Origin of the sequence: Methylophaga pinxianii, from assembly GCF_020447225.1 — a bacterium.
Lineage (GTDB): Bacteria > Pseudomonadota > Gammaproteobacteria > Nitrosococcales > Methylophagaceae > Methylophaga > Methylophaga pinxianii.
This window is the reverse complement of the sequence record NZ_JAJAEO010000184.1, coordinates 58,164-78,002: the sequence shown is the minus strand read 5'-3', so window position 1 is coordinate 78,002 and position 19,839 is coordinate 58,164. Positions and strand designations below refer to the sequence as shown.

The 19,839-nt window shown below is 44.0% G+C and carries 13 protein-coding genes; 7 read left to right on the top strand and 6 right to left on the bottom strand.

Annotated elements, in window-relative coordinates; translation table 11 throughout:
- The first annotated feature begins 61 nt into the window (after positions 1 to 61).
- On the top strand, positions 62 to 1,756 hold the full coding sequence (cydD, locus tag LGT40_RS13300; protein ID WP_226074164.1) for a thiol reductant ABC exporter subunit CydD: 1,695 nt from the start codon (positions 62 to 64) through the stop codon (positions 1,754 to 1,756).
- A 35-nt stretch (positions 1,757 to 1,791) separates the two neighbouring features.
- A complete protein-coding gene (locus LGT40_RS13295) occupies positions 1,792 to 3,456 on the top strand; it encodes an amino acid ABC transporter ATP-binding/permease protein (RefSeq protein WP_226074166.1) in 1,665 nt (554 codons plus the stop codon).
- 108 nt (positions 3,457 to 3,564) lie between these two features.
- Here LGT40_RS13295 and LGT40_RS13290 read toward each other — a convergent pair whose 3' ends face one another.
- The 3 genes from LGT40_RS13290 to LGT40_RS13280 are packed head-to-tail and all read right to left on the bottom strand — an operon-like array spanning position 3,565 to position 6,162.
- The gene (locus LGT40_RS13290; protein ID WP_226074168.1) at positions 3,565 to 4,683 is read right to left on the bottom strand and encodes a beta family protein; all 1,119 of its coding nucleotides are present in this window, start codon (positions 4,681 to 4,683) and stop codon (positions 3,565 to 3,567) included.
- Between the two features lie 2 nt (positions 4,684 to 4,685).
- Positions 4,686 to 5,900, bottom strand: coding sequence for an ImmA/IrrE family metallo-endopeptidase (locus LGT40_RS13285; RefSeq protein WP_226074170.1), 1,215 nt, complete (start codon positions 5,898 to 5,900; stop codon positions 4,686 to 4,688).
- 7 nt (positions 5,901 to 5,907) lie between these two features.
- Positions 5,908 to 6,162: a type II toxin-antitoxin system HigB family toxin gene (locus LGT40_RS13280; protein WP_226074172.1), complete on the bottom strand. Its 255-nt coding sequence runs from the start codon at positions 6,160 to 6,162 to the stop codon at positions 5,908 to 5,910.
- Positions 6,163 to 6,512: 350 nt separating this feature from the next.
- Here LGT40_RS13280 and LGT40_RS13275 point away from each other — a divergent pair, with 350 nt between their 5' ends.
- Both LGT40_RS13275 and LGT40_RS13270 read left to right on the top strand, forming a co-directional pair.
- Positions 6,513 to 7,475, top strand: a complete 963-nt coding sequence (locus LGT40_RS13275; RefSeq protein WP_226074174.1) for a DUF2971 domain-containing protein — start codon at positions 6,513 to 6,515, stop codon at positions 7,473 to 7,475.
- A gap of 733 nt (positions 7,476 to 8,208) precedes the next feature.
- The gene (locus LGT40_RS13270; RefSeq protein WP_226074176.1) at positions 8,209 to 9,324 is read left to right on the top strand and encodes an alkene reductase; all 1,116 of its coding nucleotides are present in this window, start codon (positions 8,209 to 8,211) and stop codon (positions 9,322 to 9,324) included.
- A gap of 147 nt (positions 9,325 to 9,471) precedes the next feature.
- On the opposite strand, the gene LGT40_RS13265 is transcribed toward LGT40_RS13270, so the two are convergent.
- Positions 9,472 to 10,452 carry an LLM class flavin-dependent oxidoreductase gene (locus tag LGT40_RS13265; protein WP_226074178.1) on the bottom strand — a complete coding sequence of 327 codons (981 nt, stop codon included), beginning with the start codon at positions 10,450 to 10,452 and terminating at the stop codon, positions 9,472 to 9,474.
- Positions 10,453 to 10,979: 527 nt separating this feature from the next.
- Between LGT40_RS13265 and LGT40_RS13260 the strand changes: the two genes are divergently transcribed.
- A complete protein-coding gene (locus tag LGT40_RS13260) occupies positions 10,980 to 12,704 on the top strand; it encodes a protein adenylyltransferase SelO (RefSeq protein WP_226343214.1) in 1,725 nt (574 codons plus the stop codon).
- A gap of 167 nt (positions 12,705 to 12,871) precedes the next feature.
- Here LGT40_RS13260 and LGT40_RS13255 read toward each other — a convergent pair whose 3' ends face one another.
- Both LGT40_RS13255 and LGT40_RS13250 read right to left on the bottom strand, forming a co-directional pair.
- Positions 12,872 to 13,738 (bottom strand): HDOD domain-containing protein, encoded by an 867-nt coding sequence (locus LGT40_RS13255; RefSeq protein ID WP_226074182.1) that lies wholly within the window; start codon positions 13,736 to 13,738, stop codon positions 12,872 to 12,874.
- A 205-nt stretch (positions 13,739 to 13,943) separates the two neighbouring features.
- Positions 13,944 to 14,630: a response regulator transcription factor gene (locus LGT40_RS13250; RefSeq protein ID WP_226074184.1), complete on the bottom strand. Its 687-nt coding sequence runs from the start codon at positions 14,628 to 14,630 to the stop codon at positions 13,944 to 13,946.
- A gap of 335 nt (positions 14,631 to 14,965) precedes the next feature.
- On the opposite strand from LGT40_RS13250, the gene LGT40_RS13245 reads away from it, so the two are divergent.
- Both LGT40_RS13245 and LGT40_RS13240 read left to right on the top strand, forming a co-directional pair.
- Entirely contained in the window at positions 14,966 to 16,168 is a 1,203-nt protein-coding gene (locus LGT40_RS13245; RefSeq protein ID WP_226074186.1) for an EAL domain-containing response regulator, read from the top strand.
- A gap of 3 nt (positions 16,169 to 16,171) precedes the next feature.
- Positions 16,172 to 19,711 carry a hybrid sensor histidine kinase/response regulator gene (locus LGT40_RS13240; protein ID WP_226074188.1) on the top strand — a complete coding sequence of 1,180 codons (3,540 nt, stop codon included), beginning with the start codon at positions 16,172 to 16,174 and terminating at the stop codon, positions 19,709 to 19,711.
- Positions 19,712 to 19,839 lie beyond the last annotated feature (128 nt).

Below are 19,839 nucleotides of genomic sequence, written 5' to 3'. Positions count from 1 at the left end.
GTGATGGTGGCACTTTAATACATAGCTGAGGCGGCGATGAACCTGCAACAGGGCTTTCTTCATGTCAGATGAGTCGATCGCGACTGATAACTCCCCAGCCAAAGCCGGACGGTTATTGTTAAAACAGCTTGCAGGTAAACAGCGTAATCGGTTGCTTCTGGCTGTTGGTGCAGGCGGCTTGGCCACGCTAGCGGTGATTGTGCAGTGGTATGCCTTGGCCACATTGACTTACTCAGTCATTATTCAGCAACAACCGCTCATTGAGCAGATTCGCTTTATTATCCTGATGATATTGAGTCTGATTAGCCATGCTGTATTAACCCGGGTACAAGAACATCTCAGTCAATTAGCCAGTCTGCATGCGCGAGCAGATTTGCGAGCGCAGATCCTCTCCGCCTGGCGTCAAACCAGTGCTCTGGAACATACCCAACGTTCTCCCGGGGCGGCAGCCAGTCAATTAATTGAAGATGTCGAAGCCATGGATGGTTTTTTTGCACGATTCTGGCCCCAGCAATCACTTGCCTTACTTACCCCCTTACTCATTGTAATAGTGGTGTTTTATTACAATTGGCTAGCGGCTTTGTTTTTGTTATTGGCTGCGCCATTAATTCCCTTCTTTATGGTGTTGGTCGGTATGGGGGCAGAAGGGGTAAACCAGCGATTTTTCAAACAACGCCAGCGTCTGGCAGGACATTTTCTGGATCGCGTCAAACATCTCACGACATTAAAGCTGTTTGCTGCCGAAGCGGCGGCGCTGACCGAGGTGAATGCACGAAGTCAGGATTACCGTCAGGTGGTGATGAAAACCCTGAAACTGGCATTTCTGTCATCAGCCGTTCTGGAATTTTTTACCAGCGTCGCAATTGCCAGTATTGCCATCTATATTGGTTTTGCCTTGTTGGGTTCCATCACCTGGGGCCCGGCAGCTGATATCACCTTATTCAGCGGATTATTTATTCTGTTGCTGGCTCCCGAGTTTTTTCAGCCATTACGAAATTTATCGCAGTTTTATCATGACCGAGCCGCAGCGATTGCGGCCGCAGGACATATCGCGCCTTATTTACGTCCAGAATCTCGGGTGCAGAGAGCCGAAGCTGATTTCCAAACATCCACAGAATCGAAATTGGCGCATTTAACTTCACTGCAACTGACCATCGGCTATACGGCGGACAAGGCATTGCAAGGCCCTCTTAATATGGAGTTAACCACGGGCCAGTGTCTGGTAATAAGTGGCGCCTCGGGGAGTGGTAAAACCACCTTGTTACATACGCTGGCAGGTTATCTGCCCGCCTTGTCGGGTAGCGTGATGTTAAATCAGCGCCCTATTGGAACCGAGCCGATCCGTTACTTACCACAAAAGCCCTGGATCATTCATGGCAGTTGGGCAGATAACCTGCAGGTATTGGCCCCCAAGGCAACGAGAAAACAGATGCAGGCGGTTTTGGTGCAGCTAGGATTGGGAAATTTAATTCTATCTAGAAACAACGGCTTGGACAGTCAAGTTAATGAGCATGGTGAAGGGCTTTCCGGTGGCCAATTACAAAGATTAGCTTTGGCAAGAATATTACTGTCGCCGGCACCGTTGGTGTTGATGGATGAACCGACAGCCAGTCTGGATGCACAAAGTCGTCAGTATGTGCTGACGGCATTAACGGCGTTAAAACCAAATTGTATCTTGGTGATTTCCAGCCATGATGCTGATGTGCTGGCGCTTGCTGATCAACGACTTCTGTTTACTGAGCGAGAGGCAGGCTAAGCGTGTTTCTTCATAGCAAAAAACACGATTCGGGCATGTGGTTCTGGCTTAAAAAAGTCCTGGATAATCAGCAGAAAAGAATCGTAATCGGTCTGTTACTGGCGTTATTAACGACGCTTTCAGCAATGGGATTATTGGCCTTATCCGGATGGTTGATCACCGCCACGGCGATTACCGGCCTGGCCATTACGGCGGGCAGTGTCGTGTTGCTGGATATCTATCGTCCAGGCGGCGGCATCCGCTTTTTTGCTTTGAGCCGAACAGTAGGGCGTTATTTTGAACGTCTGCATAATCACGATATGGTACTGCGTGTTATCGCGGGCTTCAGAGGCACCCTGTTCCGCGGATTAATCGATTTACCTGCTCATCAACTGCGCAGCACTCGCGATAGTGAATGGCTGAGTCGTTTAACCGCTGATCTGGATAATCTTGATAGTCTCGTGTTAAGGCTGTTGTTGCCAACAATGACCGCCATCGGCAGCGTGTTGTTGCTGGCTATCTTTATAGGCTTTTTCTCATTCGCGCTTGGCTGGGTGTTTGCTGTTATCGCCTTACTGTCAGGCATTGGCTATTTCAGCCTGTTAACCCATAAAACTGCTCACATCAGTGCGCTTTATGCCGAACAAATCAACTGTGCCCGTTTAGTATCAATTGAACATATACAAGGACAACTTGAATTACAGGCGGCCCACCTACAGCACTCGCATCAAACTCAACTGGAGGCGTCATTAAAACAGATTGGCCTCTCACAGCTTCGATTGAATCAACATATAGCCAATGCACAATTGATGGTCAGTATCTGTCATGGTTTGTTCGTGATTGCGGTGGCAATTGTGGCTTTACTGGCATATCAGAATACGACGATGAGTGGACCGGTTGCGGTTATGCTGGTGTTGGCGGTGTTTGGTTTGGCCGAGTTACTGCAAAATCTGCCGGGACAAATAGGGCAGTGGGGGAAAACGCGTTATTCCGCCGAACGTTTGCGCCCTTTGGCTCAGCGTCAGCACACTCAGCAATTGGCTGTGTCACAACTGGAAAGACTGTCGGTCATGTTGGCTGCGCACCCCAAAGTGACGTGTACGATGGAAACCGCCATAGCGTTTGAATTAACCGCTGGACAATGTCTGCTATTGGCCGGACGCTCAGGCAGCGGCAAGTCGACGATGGCAAATATCATGGCGGGGCTGGAAATTCCGGATTCGTCCATTTCTCATTATCAGCTACTGATTAACGGAATTCCACTAAAAGCCGAACAAACCGCCTCATGGCATCAGCAAATAGCCTATTTAACCCAACAAAACAGCATTATCGCCGCCACGCTTTATAGCAATCTGACACTCGGGCTGGAGCACGTTGACGAACAACAGCTTTGGCAGGCACTGAGTTTAGTTGAGCTGGATGATTGGGCTAAACAACTACCCAAAGGATTACACAGCTGGCTAGGTGATACCGGCAGCCAACTATCCGGTGGTCAGGCCAGAAGGATCTGTCTGGCAAGACTCTTATTAAGAGAAACAAAACTGATCTTGCTGGATGAGCCTTTCAACGGCATTGATGGAGAGATGGCAGAACGCATCTGGCAGCGTTTGTACCTGCAGTGGCAGGAGAAAATGCTTATCGTGCTAATGCATGAGCAGCCAGCGTTTTTCCCAGCAGTTGATAATCAGCAAATGTTTGAAATCAATTTGGATCAGAGTTAATTGTTCATTCGTCAAAAATTTTAACTAGCGCACATTTTTGCCATACAGTTCGGCATGAGCGTTGTCTGCATTCTATGCTTATATCGCTCGAAGCTCTTAATTATTTTTTTATTTTTCTGTTTGAACAGCATTTATAATTGTGCGTTCAAACTCATTTATTTCAGCCACCACATACTCAATATGATGATTTGTATCAATTTTAATCCAGGTAGTAGACCCGCCACCAATATCACCATTTGCGCATCGCTTAATTTCATTATCTCCCCAACTAAAGCCGGGCAGATAATAGCCTGAATTTAGTACGGTTTGCGCAAGGCCACAGTGTTGAAAACCTCCTTGTGGTTTTCTAATCACGTGCCCCCTCACAATAAAATAATGATCGTCAATTGTGTATCGAATTTTGGCGTTGGTATTTCCATATCCTGATTCACCGGAATTAGGTCCACGGACACCGTAATCGCCAAAATGAATGTTGAAGGTGGGGTAATGCTTTCTAGCATTTTTCCATAACAACATTTCTCCTCTCAATATAGAGCCGCAGGAGTCTTTGTCTTTGATTACCTTATCAATTGAGTTCGGTAGAGAACAACCAGCTATTGAATAGGAGGAAAAACCATAAATATTGATTTGAGAGAATAGAGAATCAAATTTTTCGAAAATATCTACTATAGCGAGGGAGCTGACATCTTCAAGGTCGAGCGTTACATGGCAATTAGATGGGTCGAGTTCGAGGAAGTTAACAATTTCTGACAACCTAGAATGAAAGTGATCAGGATCACGAACATCATCAAATGCAAATCGGTCAAGCCTTACACAAAATACACCAGTGTGTGATTTCGAAATGCTTTTTAATGCCAGACGATATTCGATGTCATCCCATCGATCATAACCTACAACCGGCACAGCATTGACTCCATCACTTTTCAGGGCGTTATATAGATAAGATAAATGATGCTCTCCTGTTTCCACTTTTTCGCCGGGATTTTGCCAATGGTATGTATCGAACATTGTGTACATCCCAGATCGTAGAATACTTATTTTTTTACTAAGCTCGGATAAAAAAGTGGCTTTTGCGTAGGGATTATCTTTATATTTTTTTAGTTCAGGATTGAATTTGGGGACTTCAAACATCGGCACCATGTTATTGGTGACGTTTGCTGACGCCTTACCAAGTGCGTCAAATTCAGCATCTTTTGCTTTCAAAATAGGGAAGTAATTAGTATTCATGACTATGCCTCACACTCCTGACTGGATGGAAATAATTGTCGTACTTGGTTCTGTCCCAGCATATCGGAGAACAGGCTGTAATTTCCCGACTCCTTGCGTAATCTTCCCGCCACTAACGCGGGATGAATTTTCAAATCTTTAGCAAAGCGTTCAATTGAATCTTTGCTGGGGGCAGTGTAGGCGTCGCTTCTTCGCCACTGCACCCTTGGTATAAATGCTTCAGTAGCTAAGCGATTGGCCTCAGCTTCTTTACGATCTTCAGATGAGGAGTCTAAATCATCCAAAAATGCTTCGTTACCGTCTACGTGCTTCCAGATATGAGCAATTTCATGTAAGAGCGTAAACCAAAAATGGTCAAGTCGGTCATATCTTAAGGTGAGGCCAATGATTGGTGTTCCATCGGCGTCTTTAAGTGCTGCTCCATCCAATAATGTGCCTTTCAAAGCTGGTTCAATGATTACGACGATGCCTGTTTTTTCTAGTTGTTCTATAGCTAATAATGGACCGGTATCGAATCGACTTAACTGAGCAAGTTCTTTCAAATAACTTGAGGACAGGTCATCGGGGTTGAACTTACTAGTACTCGATTTCTTTTCCCTAGCTTTTTGGATCACTCTAGCCAACCAAGCATATAAGGCATATCTCGATGTAGGGGTTTCAGCCTCTCCATAAAATGTTTTTCGAAAAGATGCCGCGCCAAATTCTAGGCCTGCATCTGAAATAAAGCCTTTTACTAAATCTTCAATGTTATTCTTGGCAATTTTTCCGGCTTTACTGATCCAGCCTCTACGGGACATTTCTTTAATAGGGAATTTAGACCAATCAACAGATTTTTTATTGTTGGGGGGGGCGGTAAGTGATGCGCCAACTAATGTTTCAGCTGAGATACCGAGACCAATTGTTAATGCACGAATCATTTGGACTGTTAAAGGACGCTTACGATTCAATACTTCTGACACCCGACTGCTGGTACCAAAATATGGAATCAGATCAGCTTGCTTTAATCCTTTTTCATTCATGCGAAAAAGAATAGCGTCTATGGGGTCAGGGCTTTCTACCGGATATTTAGAGTTTTCATATGATTCTAATAGAACTGTCAGTAGTTCAAGTCGTTCACTCTTTTCTGAGTTCAGAGTCGGACTTTCAGAAATGAGGGCTTGAACCTCATCAAGATAAGCAGTGTATTGTTCTTCTGTTCGAATTATTTTAGCTTCCATAATTTCTTTACTTTAAGCCGGTGATAACGGCGATGCCTTGTTGAAATGCAATTTGTAAACAAACTTCTTTGTCACAGTTAGCGATGGGGAAAATAAATATTCCTGAATCAGAGAGCTTGGCATTAGGGAATTGGTTATTAACATCTGCAGGTTGCTTCCAGTGCGCATTGTTTAGTTCTGCGATCCATGCGCACAACCATGTTCGCGCTGATCCATTAGAGCATATAAGGTGTTGTAGTTTTTCTTTTCCAACAATTCGCATGATCTTGAAATTCCCAATTTGGGAGGAATATACATGAATATGATAAGGTAGTCAAAATCCCAATATGGGAAAACTTGTTCCAGACGATAAAACGAAAATAAATCCAGTCACAGAAGCCCACAAACAGTAATTCGGCTAAGATAATCCTTGTTATCGAGGTAGTTAGATAGGCGTTAAAAACTACATAAATCTCAATATCAAATGGAATTAACGGAGGAAAGAACTCATAAATGTCGAATCAGGCTGGACAAATCAGCATCACAACATAGATTCTTCAAAAGAGCTTATGTTCTATGCAGAATGCTTCAATGAATTTATGATTAGGCCCAACTTTAACTATAGATTTCATCATGGACCCGATACACGAAGCATATGAAAAACTCTGGGCGGATCTCGATAAGAACAATCTGTTTCCAAAGAGACGACCATTACTGGCGCATTACACTTCCATAAGTACATTCGAAAGTATTCTTCGGAATGATGAATTATGGTTTTCTAATCCTCTAGAAATGAATGATTGGGAAGAACTTATCTTTGGAGTTCGTGAGGGTACAAAGTGCTTTAAGCAGCATAATGGCATTCGTGAAGCATGTGGTTCAGACGAAATACATTCAAAGTTAATTAATTATTTTGATTATTATTTTCGAGAGTTTGAAGAAAAGCATGCATACAACACGTATGTACTATGTTTTAGTGAGCATCAATCATCAGATGACGACGGTGTTTTGTCCATGTGGCGCGGATATGGACAGAATGGAAATGGAATTTCAGTTGTTATCGACACTAGCATTCTCAATAACAATGAAGAGTCTCCATTCATAATTGCACCAGTTGAATATGGAAGTGTTGAAGAAAGGATCGCTTGGATAAATATTAAGCTTGATGAGTTTTCCAGTTTTCTAAAAGTAACAGAACAAAATGACAAAAATCTCTACACGCTGGCCTATTACTGGTTTCAAAGGTTAATCGTATTTTCACTTTTTTCAAAACATGATGGGTTCAAAGAAGAGAATGAATGGCGTGTTGTTTATATGAGTGAACGTGACGATAAGAAAATACTCGCACCTATGTTGAGCTATCAGGCTACTGATGAAGGTCTCCAGCCGAAGTTAAAATTAAAACTCAACGAGATTCCCGAATCTTTAGGAGGAAAGATTGAGTTGGTGAAACTTATACACAAAATTATTCTAGGTCCAACTACATCCTCTGCAATTGCTGCAAAGACCCTTCAAAGAATGGTTGAACAAGTAAGTAAGCCAAGTTTGGCAAAAAAAATAGTTCCATCATTAATACCTTTCAGACATAAAAAATAACCCCTTTTTCAAGAAAAAGAATTGAGGATGGACTACCGTAAAATCCGATGCTGAGCCTGAAATAATATCCTAATTGCAGAACAGCTAAATCACAATTCCCACCTCAGAAACAACAAAAAGGACCGAAGTCTGTTATTTTGTTTTGGCTGAAGGACAGGAGTTCGAACCATGGTGTCGATGGAGGCTGAATCCAATTGACTCTTTTAGATACTCGTTGGAGCAGAGCTCAATATACTCTCTGCTGGTGGAATCATGGGGTCAGCCAACTTAATTTATTCTGTGTCACTTTCTGCTAACAAATCAGAAGGTAAGCTTTTTTAGTCTCTATCCGAATCAGTGTTGTTGAGGACGAATAATCTACCTTGAGATTTCGAGGCGAGCATCACTTTCAACAAAAATTAACTCTTTATTGTTTTTTTCTTAAAGAAATTAAACAACGACAAGAAAAAGATCTGATCTACTCAACAAGCAAGAGCGTATAAGCTCTGAAGCTCTGGGTGTAAAAAGTTCACATCATGTTTGAACTTTATTAGTAATCATTATTTAATCTGGATAATTTATTTCACATTCTTGGCTCAAAGGAAATACCTGTAAATCTAAACAAAAAGCCAAGTTTGATATGCAATAAGCAAAGACATCAAGCCCACAAGGAAATCACCTTAAACCTCTGGCAGATGTATTGCATGGTGTCTGTGATTTAGATTAGTAGATTAATTTATAAGGAGAAAAATTGATGGTGCAAAACGATGACATCCTGTTTGAGCCTTTCGAGCTTGGAGATCTGACTTTACGTAACCGAATTCTGATGGCCCCTTTGACTCGTTCTCGGTCCAAACAGCCGGGCGACGTCCCTACAGAAATGAATGCAGAATATTACCGCCAACGTGCTGGTGCTGGACTCATTATCGCTGAGGCAACTCAGGTCTCGCCTCAGGGTAAAGGTTACGCTTTCACTCCAGGCATCCACTCTGAGGAGCAAGTGGAGGGATGGCGTCGTGTAACAGACGCTGTACATGAAGAGGGTGGTTATATATTTCTGCAGCTTTGGCATGTGGGACGCATTTCTCATCCTGAACTTCAGCCCAATGGTAATAAACCCGTGGCACCTTCAGCCATTAAACCAGAAGGGGCCAAAACGTACATTAGTGCTGATTCTGGAATGATCGAAATTCAGACGCCGCGGGCATTGGAGCTTGATGAGATGCCGGACATCATTGAGCAATTCCGTCAAGGTGCAGAAAATGCTAAACGTGCCGGTTTCGATGGGGTTGAAATTCATGCAGCCAATGGTTATCTGTTGGATCAATTCATAAAAAGCGGCAGCAATCATCGCGACGATGAATATGGTGGTTCATTAGAGAATCGCTTACGTCTTCCTTTGGAGGTGGTCGCGGCAGTAATTGATGTATGGGGCGCTCAACGCGTTGGTATTCGAGTGAGTCCAACCGGAAGTTTCAATGCTATGGAAGACGCTGACCCGGTCACCACCTTTGGAACCTTTGCGAAAAAGCTCGACGCTTTAAAGATCGCTTTTATCGAGGTGGTCGAGGACTCATTTCAAGGCAATCATGTTTCCGGCCGACCTGAGGCGGTAATTGAGGCCATACGGGAAAGCTTTACGCGTACCTACATTGCCAACGGGGGATATACTTTTAATGAGGCTAAACAAAGAATCATCGATGGTAAGACAGATCTAGTAAGCTTCGGCCGACTTTTTATTTCCAATCCCGACCTACCTGAACGCTTTCGACTCGGGGCTCCGCTCAATGAATGGGACGAGAGTACTTTCTATGGGGGAGATGAGCGTGGTTATATTGACTACCCTAAACTGTCCGATCAGTCGACTTAAAGTATAAATATATTGTTTGAAAATTATCGTGGTGACTTACGGCTATGTGTATGGGCTTTAGAATCTATATGAACATCTGGGTTCGGTCACTCCCGATTCAATCTTTTTGAGAACAAATAATTTGTCCTGGCAAGACTTGGGAGATATTCAAGCCATTGCCAGGGCTGTAATTTCGATTGAACGTTGCCTTTTTGCGGTATCAAAGATGTCGGAGACGATCATTAGCTCGTCAGCTTGCGTTTTATCAATAAGATTTTGCAAACCGCTTTGAACAGTCTCATGGCTACCAATAACACTGCAATCCAGCATCTGCCCTGCCTGGGCCTTTTCCTGAGGCGACCAGTAGGTTTCTATATCCTCGATAGGTGGCTGCATCAAGCCGCGAGTACCGCGAAAGAGGTCAGTAAAGGACATCTGCTGTGATGTTGCCAGGTATCGAGCTTCTTCGTCAGTATCAGCCGCGATCACATTGACTCCGACCATAGCGTATGGCTTATCCAGCTGTGCCGAAGGTTTGAAATTCATCCGATAGACTTCAAGCGCCTGATAAAGCGCTTGTGGGGCAAAATGAGAGGCGAAACCATAAGGTAATCCCAGCATCGCCGCCAGTTGTGCACCAAATAAGCTGGAGCCCAATATCCAAATAGGCACATTACTTCCCGAACCGGGCACTGCCTCTATTTGTTGAGTGGCTTCTTTGGGTGCAAGAAAAGCCTGTAACTCCTGCACATCCTGCGGGAAATTATCAGCGTTGGCTGGGTTTCGACGCAAAGCACGTAAGGTCATTTGGTCGGTGCCGGGAGCGCGTCCCAACCCAAGATCAATTCGGCCGGGAAATAGCGCTTCCAATGTCCCAAACTGTTCAGCAATGATATATGGCGCGTGATTAGGCAGCATGATGCCACCGGCACCGACGCGGATGCTGGATGTCCCAGCAGCGATATGGCTAATGACGATGGAAGTAGCGGCTGTCGTTACCCCGGGCATATTATGATGCTCTGCAACCCATATGCGTTTGTAACCCAGACGCTCAGCCTGCTGGGCATATGTCCGGGCATCATTAAGTGCTGTTCTGCGGTCAGACCCTTGGCGTACACGGCCAAGTTCTAAAATAGAGAGTGGAATCATATGTTTTTTCGCCTCACTTAGTGTTGTTATCACTTGCGTTGACGCTTGGGAGCAGGTTTGTAAGACAATTCATAAGCGTACAGCTAACGAGATAATATCAATGGCAATCAAAAAAATTGCCCCTGTAAACTGCGAAAATATCTGCGTAATATGTGTTAAAACAAGATTTTAAAGGTATATTCCGTTTTTAAGTTTAGCCTTTCGCTCTAAGCAATCTGTCACCTTAACCCATAACTGATTTTGTCTTCGGATCAATGATAAATTCAGGAATGGTGGCTCACTTATCAATTTTTGCTGCGGCGCTGTTTTCTACTCATGTTGATGCTCATTGACCCTGGCGTGAGAACGGATAAGGAAGGCCAAGCATCAAAATGAGTAGCTGCTGTCCAAATATGCAAACCCGCAAGTGACAATCAGAAAGTGATCCAAAGTTATCTCAAAGTGTTGCTCTGCAATTGGTTAAGCTTACTGGGCGATTGACCAAGCAGCGTGAAAACAGCCTTTCTTCTCACCTTAACAGGAGTCCGATGGTAATGCGACTGCATCAGCAAACCGAATCTATGGAAACCATCTCCAATCTCGACAATCTTGCAAAGTTTGTCAGTTATTCGTTTATGGATACGCTCAATGCTGATCCTGATGCGACCTCAAACGGAGCCGACCATTTACCCCGGCAAGTCTTTTCGGGCCACTATGTTCCTGTCCGTCCCACGCCACTCGAAAATCCCGAGTACGTCGCACATAGTAAAAATCTGTTTCGCGAACTGGGCTTCGCCGATAGTTTGGCTCAGTCGGCTGACTTTATGCGTGTCTTCTCTGGCAATCTTGCAAACGTTCCGGAGCCGATGCGTAAGGTTGGATGGGCGTGTGGCTATGCGCTGTCGATTTATGGTACCGAATACACCCAGCAATGTCCTTTTCAGACCGGCAACGGATACGGTGATGGTCGTGCTATTTCGGTGCTGGAGGCCGTCATCAATGGTCATCGTTGGGAAATGCAGTTAAAAGGTGGGGGCCGGACGCCATATTGCCGCGGCGCCGATGGACGCGCTGTTTTGCGGTCGAGTGTTCGAGAGTTTCTGGCTCAGGAGCATATACACGCGCTTGGGGTTCCTACGTCACGGTCTCTGAGTTTGTACGTATCGAAAACTGAGAAAGTAAAGCGTCCGTGGTATTCCGAAGGCTCGCATTCATGGGATCCCGATATGCTTATATCAGAGCCAGCAGCAATTTCGACAAGGGTAGCCCCATCTTTTATTCGGGTTGGTCAAATTGAGCTTTTTGGTCGCCGTGCCCGTAATAATGCACACCCAGAAGCCATGAAAGAGCTGGAGCAGATCGTCTTGCACCTGATCGAGCGTGAGTATAGTGATGTTATCGATCAAAGCTTGAGCACCACCGAAAAAGTATTAATGCTTGCACGCGAGTATAGAAACCGATTTACCTCTCTTGTTGCCAATTGGATCCGTGTCGGCTACTGCCAGGGTAACTTCAACAGCGACAATTGTGCAGCAGGTGGATTCACACTCGACTATGGTCCATTTGGATTCTGCGAACTATTTGATCCGTACTACCAACCATGGACGGGAGGAGGACAACATTTCGCATTTTTGAATCAACCTGCTGCAGCGGAAAAAAACTTTCAGATGTTTTGTACAGCATTGCGTCCGTTGCTGACTTCACATCAGGACAGTTTGCGACAGCTCGACGAGATTAAAAGCGGCTTCGCATCAGTCATGCAGATAGCAATGGAGAAAATGTGGGCAGCCAAACTTGGGCTGGATACGTTTAATGAGGAATTATTTAGCGAGCTGGTCGCGCTGATGATGCAAACATCGGTTGATTACACTATTTTCTTTCGCGAACTCTCTATGGTCCCGGACGATATAGATCCCCTCAAAAAAAGCTTTTACCGGAATCAGACCTATCAGTTAGATCCTGAAGGGATGGATAATCGCTGGGCAGATTGGCTCACAAAATGGAAAGCGCTTACCGTTAAGGCCAACACGACGGACGAGCTCTCCAGCCAGATGAAACGTGTTAATCCAAAATACAGTTTGCGGGAATGGTTAGTTGTGCCTGCTTATCAGCAAGCGAAGGAGGGTGACTACTCATTAATTCGAGAGCTGCAAGAAGTCATGACAAATCCATATGATGAGCAATCGAAAGCGGTAGAGGAGAAATTTTACAGGCTGAAGCCGCAAGCGTTTTTTGAGGTCGGCGGGCTATCGTATTACAGTTGCTCGTCCTGATTTTACGAAAAAATCTCCACCATTCATGCACTGTGAAACAGGCTGCCCCCACATCATGACATAAAGGGGGCTTTCACAATTTCCTGTTAATACAATCTAATCATTCTCGAGGTTTGCCAATAAAAAAGGTTATTTAAGAGAAAGATGTACTCAGCATTGAACTATAATCAAATCGCAATAATGTTCCTTACCAATTTAATGTGTTCTTCAAAAGTCGCAAGCTCTTCGGCAGCGCTATTCCAGTTCCCCCAGAACTTGGTAAATGATGGGCAGGTTATCACCTCAATCGGTTCATAATCCGGATTGGTGTAATCAGCAGTTTTACTCAATGCAAATGCCAGTTGAATTACATCGCATAATTCAATCTCTTTATGAGTCGAGGGATGAAGATTTCTATGGTTGGTCGCGATCGAGATAATGTCTTCTGGCAGGTTCCATGATTGCATCAAGATCCGACCAGCATACGGATAGTATTTCGGAATAATAGCGTCAACCATGTCACGCATAATGGTGGGGTTCTGTTTAAAAACAGGTGTGTTATCAAGACTTAGTAAAAGTGGCAAGACGCCAATATTATGTACCATGCCCGCGAGTAGGGCTTTTTCTGAATCAATTTGTGTTTTAAGTTGAGCAATCACATAAGCAATTGAAGCGACATCCAAGCATTGTAACCACATCTTTGTAAAATGTTTTTCCAGGCTCGGAGATCGGGTGATTGAAATATATTGGCTAATACTCATGCCAGATATAAGGCTTAAAACACGGGAAATACCAAGGCGTAAAATGGCTGGCTTAACTGATTTGATTTCCAACATGCCTCGGTACATTACACAATTTGCCAACTGAATTAATCTCTCCTGAATGACTTGACTCTCACTCAATAAGACGACTACGTTATCGACATTCTGGTGTGGATTATTTTGAAGTTCACATATTGCCTGAAGTATTTTTGGAGGGCTTGGCAGTACCAAATCCTCAAGCTTAATGTCACTTTGGAGTTTGCTGGTGATTAATTCTGCTTGTTGAGCGTGCATTTGTTTATCCTCTAAAAACACGCTGAGTTAAAGATTCAACGGAAAATTAACGTTTCATCTGTTTAGTACTAGTTTGTATTGATACGATTAACTTCACTTAACTCAGTTAATGAAGTATCAACTGAGTGAAATTCTTTAGGGGAAATTGTCAGGAATTTGTTGTTGAGTGTAAGTTTATGTCAGGCAGGGTATGAAAATATCGAAGTCAATGATTTAATAGATCAATCTTATTCATTAAATAATAATTACCCTGGCGATCAGCTTTAAGTTTCAGCTCTAAATTGGTTTGTGCCAGAATTCTTTTGCGTAATCTGCTTATAAAAGTATCAATACGCCGGTTATCAAACTCCAGCCAATTATGACCTATAGCTTCTACAAACTGTTGTTTGGATAGAAGATTACGGGGGCTTTTGGCGATAAGCTCAAAGAAAATTGTTTCTCGTTCTGTAAGCTCTGCGCATTGTCCATTTGGAGCAAGTAAAATGCGTCCAAAAACATTTAGCTGCCAGTTAATTTGTCCCGTTTTTGACATGAAGTGTTGGTTACGACGGGAAAGTGAAAAGAGTATTGCTGTGAGCTCTGCAGTGCTAAAGGGTTTAGCCAGATAGATGTCAGCGCCATCATTATAACCGCGAACCACATCATCAACTGCATTTCGTACTGTTAACATAATGATGCCTATTTCAGGTCGATGTGCTTTTGCAAACTTTGCAAATTCATAGCCGTTTCCATCCGGCAGGTTAATATCAATGATGGCAATATCAACATTATCAAGTTGTTTTTTTGCACCATGTATATCTCCAGCCTGCAAAACATTAAAGTTCATCTGAAGAATGACCAGGCCGATCATTCTCCTTACATCGATGTCATCGTCTAAAACAAGTATGTTCATTAATAGTATGAAAATAGTCTGAGTTTATGGGAGTTTTTAAGTGCGAAGCATGACCATATCTTACAAAACCTGACATAAAAGGACTTATGTCAAAACATTCAGGTTTCAGGAGTTATTCTTGTCTGTATGGCCGATCAGTTTACTAATTTATCACTTAATTACTTTGATGAGTTCGTGTTTTTAATAAAACTGAATCACTCAGCTAAAGTTTAACCAGGCTGAACGTTGCCCTGTCATGGTTGAGTCATTCAAGCGCTACTTTTGAAAAGTTTCGAACGTCCTATCTCGCTTCCTAAAGTCAGATTCTTCTTCACGATTTACACGTCGGAATGGCAATGATTAAACAACAGAAAAACAATAGACGCTTGCTGGTGCTTGATGATGAAAATGATGTAGCAGCAACTATCTGTATGATGGCAGAAATAGCTGGCTATCAGACTGAACATACAGATAGTATAGAGGTCTTCATTGAACAATTGTTCGTCTGGTCGCCAACGCATGTAGCTGTAGATTTGCAACTTGCGAAGCTCGATGGAATTGATGTCATACATCGGCTCGTAGAATTGGACTGTAAGGCAGCAGTAATTATTATCTCGGGGCTAGGTGGCCGCATACTTGATTCTGCCTCTCGTGCCGCAGCTGAGAATGGGCTGACACTACTTGGGACGTTATCAAAGCCATTTTCTCGCGACTCATTACTGGATTTATTAACAATCGATACATCCAGCAGGATATTGCCTCATCAAGAATCGTCGTTTTTACATTCAGGATTGTCGATTTCCGGTGATGAGCTTGCAAACGCTCTGCGAAAGAAAGCCTTTATTGCACATTTTCAACCTAAAATTTCCTGTCTTAATAGTGAGCTGATGGGGTTCGAATGTCTTGCGCGATGGCCACATCAGAGTGGCGTGATGATAACCCCGGTAGACTTTATTGAAATTGCAGAACGATCAGGGCTGATTCATCAGTTGACTCGACAAATTTATGAATATGCTCTCGCAAACCTTACAGATTTTGCTCAAACAGACACCAAACTTAAATTCGCATTGAATTTATCGCCAGTCAATCTTAACGATGAAACGTTTCCAAATTGGCTATTAGATAAATGTCGAGAGTACAACGTCTCACCATCACAAATTATTTTGGAAGTGACTGAAACGGCGAGTATGGATAGCCCACTGAAGCTGCTGGAGCATCTGACACAGTTTCGTATTCGTGGATTTCACCTCTCCATTGATGATTTTGGTGTTGGCTACTCCTCCCTTGTCCAATTGGCACGTTTACCCTTTTCAGAATTAAAAATTGATCAGATGTTTACTAAAACTTTAACCACTTCTGACGAGTCACGCAAAATCGTTGCTGCGGTTGTTAGCTTGGGTAAATCCATGGGCCTAAACGTAGTGGCTGAAGGGGTAGAAAATGAATGGGCGCTGAATTTTTTGTGTGACATCGGCTGTGATGAGGCACAGGGATATTTTATTGCGAGACCCATGGACAAAATAACTGCCCTTAATTGGAAAGGGGGCAAGAAGGAATGATGTATGAATGAGTTAGCTGATCATCATTACAAACGTTTGTTTAAATCCTTACCAGGAAAAGTTCTGGTCATACTGCCAGACAATTTTGAAATTATCGCTGTCACGAATGATTATCTGGAAGCAACCATGACATGTGAAAAAGACATTGTGGGCAAAATGCTTTTTAATGTTTTTCCTGACAATCCCAAAGAAGAGCATGCAGACGGGGTAATGAGGTTATCTGCCTCTCTGCAACGGGTCAAGTCGTTAAAAACTTCGGATGTTATGGCTGTACAACGCTATCCCATTTCTCTGCCTGATGGCAGTTTTGAAGAACGCTTCTGGAGTGCGGTGAATAGCCCGGTTCTGAATGATGCTGGGGAAATTGAGTTCATTATGCATTCTGTGGAAGATGTTACAGCACTTGTTCAGGAGAGTAATGAATTAAAACCTACTGAGGCGATTAGCGGTAATGATCCGACAGTACAGAAAATCATTCTGCATGCCAGAGAGCTCAGACAGACTTTAGCCAAATTACAGGAACATGAGGCTCGTTTGCTGACGGCCGAGCGTATGTTGAATCTGGGAACCTGGGAGTTTCATCTGGGTAAGGGAACGATGAACTGGTCGAGACAGGTATTCGAAATTTTCGATGTGCCGACCAGTAATCCAGCCCCGGATTTTGATGGCTACTTGTCCTTGGTTCACCCTGATGATAAGGAAACAGTACGCGCGGTTTATAAGGCTTTTAAGGAGCAACAGACACCCCAATTCACGCTTGAGCATCGTGTAATAACAAGTGATGGCAGAGTGAGATATATCAAGGGGGCGGGGCAACGACATGAATCGGAAGACGGCGAAATAGTTCTTGGTTATGTGCTGGACATTACTTCCTTTATCAGAACTCGGGAAAAATTGTCTCATGCTGAGCAACTTTTGCATTTGGCTGGTGAGAAAGCAAAATTGGGTGGATGGCGTATCCAACTCGATTCAGAAACCATTATCTGGACGTCAGAAACCTCTGCTATTCATGGCAAACCCTCTGGTTATTCACCTTCCACTGTCGCCGAAGCGATTCAGTACTATGCCCCAGAGTATCGTAAGCTGGTCCAGGACGCTTTTGAGCGCTGTGTTCGTGAGGGTAAAGATTTCGATTTTGTTTGTCAGCTCAAACTATCAGATGGCCATCGGCCATGGGTTCGGGTAATCGGCATTGCAGAACTGGATGAAAAAGGAAATACCAAGGCCATACAGGGCGCTTTTCAGGATATTTCGGTGTTGCGTGAGGCACAAGACAGGGCTGAAAGCGCTGAACGTCAGCGCCGCGATGTACTGGAAAGTATCAGTGATGGATTTTGGGCTGTTGATGAAAAATGGATTATTACCTATGTGAACCAGCAGGCGGGTAATTTGCTGGAACGGTCACCGGAGCAATTGCTTGGAAAAAACCTCTGGAAAGAGTTTCCCGATGCGATCGGCAGCGACTTTGAATCTCAATATCAATTGGCGATTGAAAGCCGTAAGACCAGCCGATTTCAGGCGTTTTACCCACCATTGGCTAAATGGTTTGATGTCAGCGCCTATCCAATCCCGGATGGTCTGGCCGTGTATTTTCGTGACGTGACGAGTGAACGGCAACGTCAAGAAGAGCTACGTCTTGTTGACGCGGCTTTGTCAAGACAAAACGATGTAGTTGTGATTACCGAAGCAGATGCATTAGAAGCTCCCAATGGACCACGGATCGTCTATGTAAACGATGCCTTTGAGCGGTTAACTGGTTATACCAAAAGCGAAGCAATTGGCCGTACACCACGTATTTTGCAAGGGCCGGAAACAGACCGGCAGCAATTGAGCCGAATCAGAGGAGCTTTGCAAAATAAAAAGCCAATTCGTTGTGAAGTCCTCAACTATAGCAAAACGGGTCAATCTTATTGGCTGGAACTGGACATCACCCCTTTGTTCGATGTTGAGAGAAATTGCACTCACTTTGTAGCTGTTCAGCGTGATATTACTCAGCGGAAACTGAAGGAAGTTGAACTTCGTCAAGCTCGTGAACGTTTTGAGCTAATATCGCGGGCGACTAACGATGTGATTTGGGACTGGAATCTTTCTACCAATAGCCTTTGGTGGAACGATGCGATGACAGTTGTTTTTGGGTACAAATTTTCAGAACTTGAACCCGGACCAGAGTCTTGGATAAAACGTATTCATCCTGATGAGCAGGACCGTGTGCTACGTGAGTTGTATAAAGTCATTGATGGTGATGAAGTGTTATGGAGCGACGAATATCGTTTCTTAAAATACAACGGTCAATATGCCAATGTGATTGATCGGGGTTTTGTTACCAGGGATGACGATGGGAAAGTCGTCCGCATGGTAGGTAGTATGCAAGATATTACCGAGCGTATGGATATGGAGCAGCGGTTGCGTGAATCTCAAAAGCTGGAAGCGGTAGGTCACCTGACAGGCGGGGTTGCCCATGATTTCAATAACTTATTAACGATTATCATGGGTAACGCAGAAATGATGACAGATCTGACAACTGACACTACCTTGAGAGCCATGGCGGAAATGTCGCTATCTGCTGCAAAACGTGGAGCCGAGCTGACCAGTCGACTACTTGCATTTGCGTGCCGCAGGCCGCTTGACCCAAAAGCAACAAATATTAATCGCTTGGTAGAGGCAATGCAGCCACTACTTCGCCGCACTTTGCCAGAAAATATTGAACTTGAATTAGTTCTCGATCCAGATTTAGGCATTACTGACATAGATGCCAGCGAACTTGATACTGCGGTGCTGAACCTGACAGTCAATGCACGCGATGCCATGCCCACCGGCGGCAAATTGACTATTCAGACTGCCAATGCAGTATTGGACAGTGAGTATGCTGCTCGAAACTTTGACGTAGTACCAGGGGAATACGTGATGATTTGCGTTTCAGATACAGGTACAGGTATGACATCTGATACGTTGCGCAGAGCATTTGAACCTTTTTTTACTACTAAAGTGATGGGGAAGGGGAGTGGACTTGGTTTAAGCATGGTGTTTGGGTTTACCAAGCAATCGAGCGGACATATCAAGATAAATTCCGAACTGAATGAAGGCACCACGGTAAAGCTTTACTTCCCCAGAATGCAAAGTGAACAGCAAGTGAATACTCAAACGATAGCTGAACAGAAGTTGGAAGGTGGCACCGAGCATATTCTTATTGTCGAGGATGACCATCTGGTGTTAAAAAACCTTGAAAGACAATTACAGTTGCTAGGTTATCGTGTGACGGCTGCCACTTCTGGTCCCGAGGCGCTTAAAATCTTAACAACACATAATGATATTGACCTGCTGCTAACGGATATTATCATGCCTGGCGGTATGAACGGACGGGAACTCGCCGAACAGGCGCGGGCAATCTATCCGTTGATAAAAGTGCTCTTTACCTCTGGCTACACTGAGGATGTTATTGTGCATCACGGGCGATTAGATCTAGGTATCGATCTGTTGAGCAAACCGTATTCCCGTTTAGAGCTTTCAACAAAGTTACGACAAGTAATACAAGCATCTGCTTGAAAAGTAATGCTTGCCGACGGCGCTAAATCCCTTTTCTTCGAGTTTCTCATGCATGTTCGTTAAAGGAGATTATGCCAGTTTTAAGCGATGAATTTGGGCGGTAAAAGTGCTTCTTTGCTCAGATAGAG

Bases quoted from the DNA above. Each gene is read 5' to 3' on its own strand.
- cydD (WP_226074164.1), top strand. From the start codon at position 62: ATGTCAGATGAGTCGATCGCGACTGATAACTCCCCAGCCAAAGCCGGA.
- LGT40_RS13260 (WP_226343214.1), top strand. From the start codon at position 10,980: ATGGTAATGCGACTGCATCAGCAAACCGAATCTATGGAAACCATCTCC.
- LGT40_RS13250 (WP_226074184.1), bottom strand. From the start codon at position 14,630: ATGAACATACTTGTTTTAGACGATGACATCGATGTAAGGAGAATGATC.
- LGT40_RS13240 (WP_226074188.1), top strand. From the start codon at position 16,172: ATGAATGAGTTAGCTGATCATCATTACAAACGTTTGTTTAAATCCTTA.
- LGT40_RS13290 (WP_226074168.1), bottom strand. From the start codon at position 4,683: ATGAATACTAATTACTTCCCTATTTTGAAAGCAAAAGATGCTGAATTT.
- LGT40_RS13255 (WP_226074182.1), bottom strand. From the start codon at position 13,738: ATGCACGCTCAACAAGCAGAATTAATCACCAGCAAACTCCAAAGTGAC.
- LGT40_RS13280 (WP_226074172.1), bottom strand. From the start codon at position 6,162: ATGCGAATTGTTGGAAAAGAAAAACTACAACACCTTATATGCTCTAAT.
- LGT40_RS13285 (WP_226074170.1), bottom strand. From the start codon at position 5,900: ATGGAAGCTAAAATAATTCGAACAGAAGAACAATACACTGCTTATCTT.
- LGT40_RS13265 (WP_226074178.1), bottom strand. From the start codon at position 10,452: ATGATTCCACTCTCTATTTTAGAACTTGGCCGTGTACGCCAAGGGTCT.
- LGT40_RS13245 (WP_226074186.1), top strand. From the start codon at position 14,966: ATGATTAAACAACAGAAAAACAATAGACGCTTGCTGGTGCTTGATGAT.
- LGT40_RS13295 (WP_226074166.1), top strand. From the start codon at position 1,792: ATGTGGTTCTGGCTTAAAAAAGTCCTGGATAATCAGCAGAAAAGAATC.
- LGT40_RS13270 (WP_226074176.1), top strand. From the start codon at position 8,209: ATGGTGCAAAACGATGACATCCTGTTTGAGCCTTTCGAGCTTGGAGAT.
- LGT40_RS13275 (WP_226074174.1), top strand. From the start codon at position 6,513: ATGGACCCGATACACGAAGCATATGAAAAACTCTGGGCGGATCTCGAT.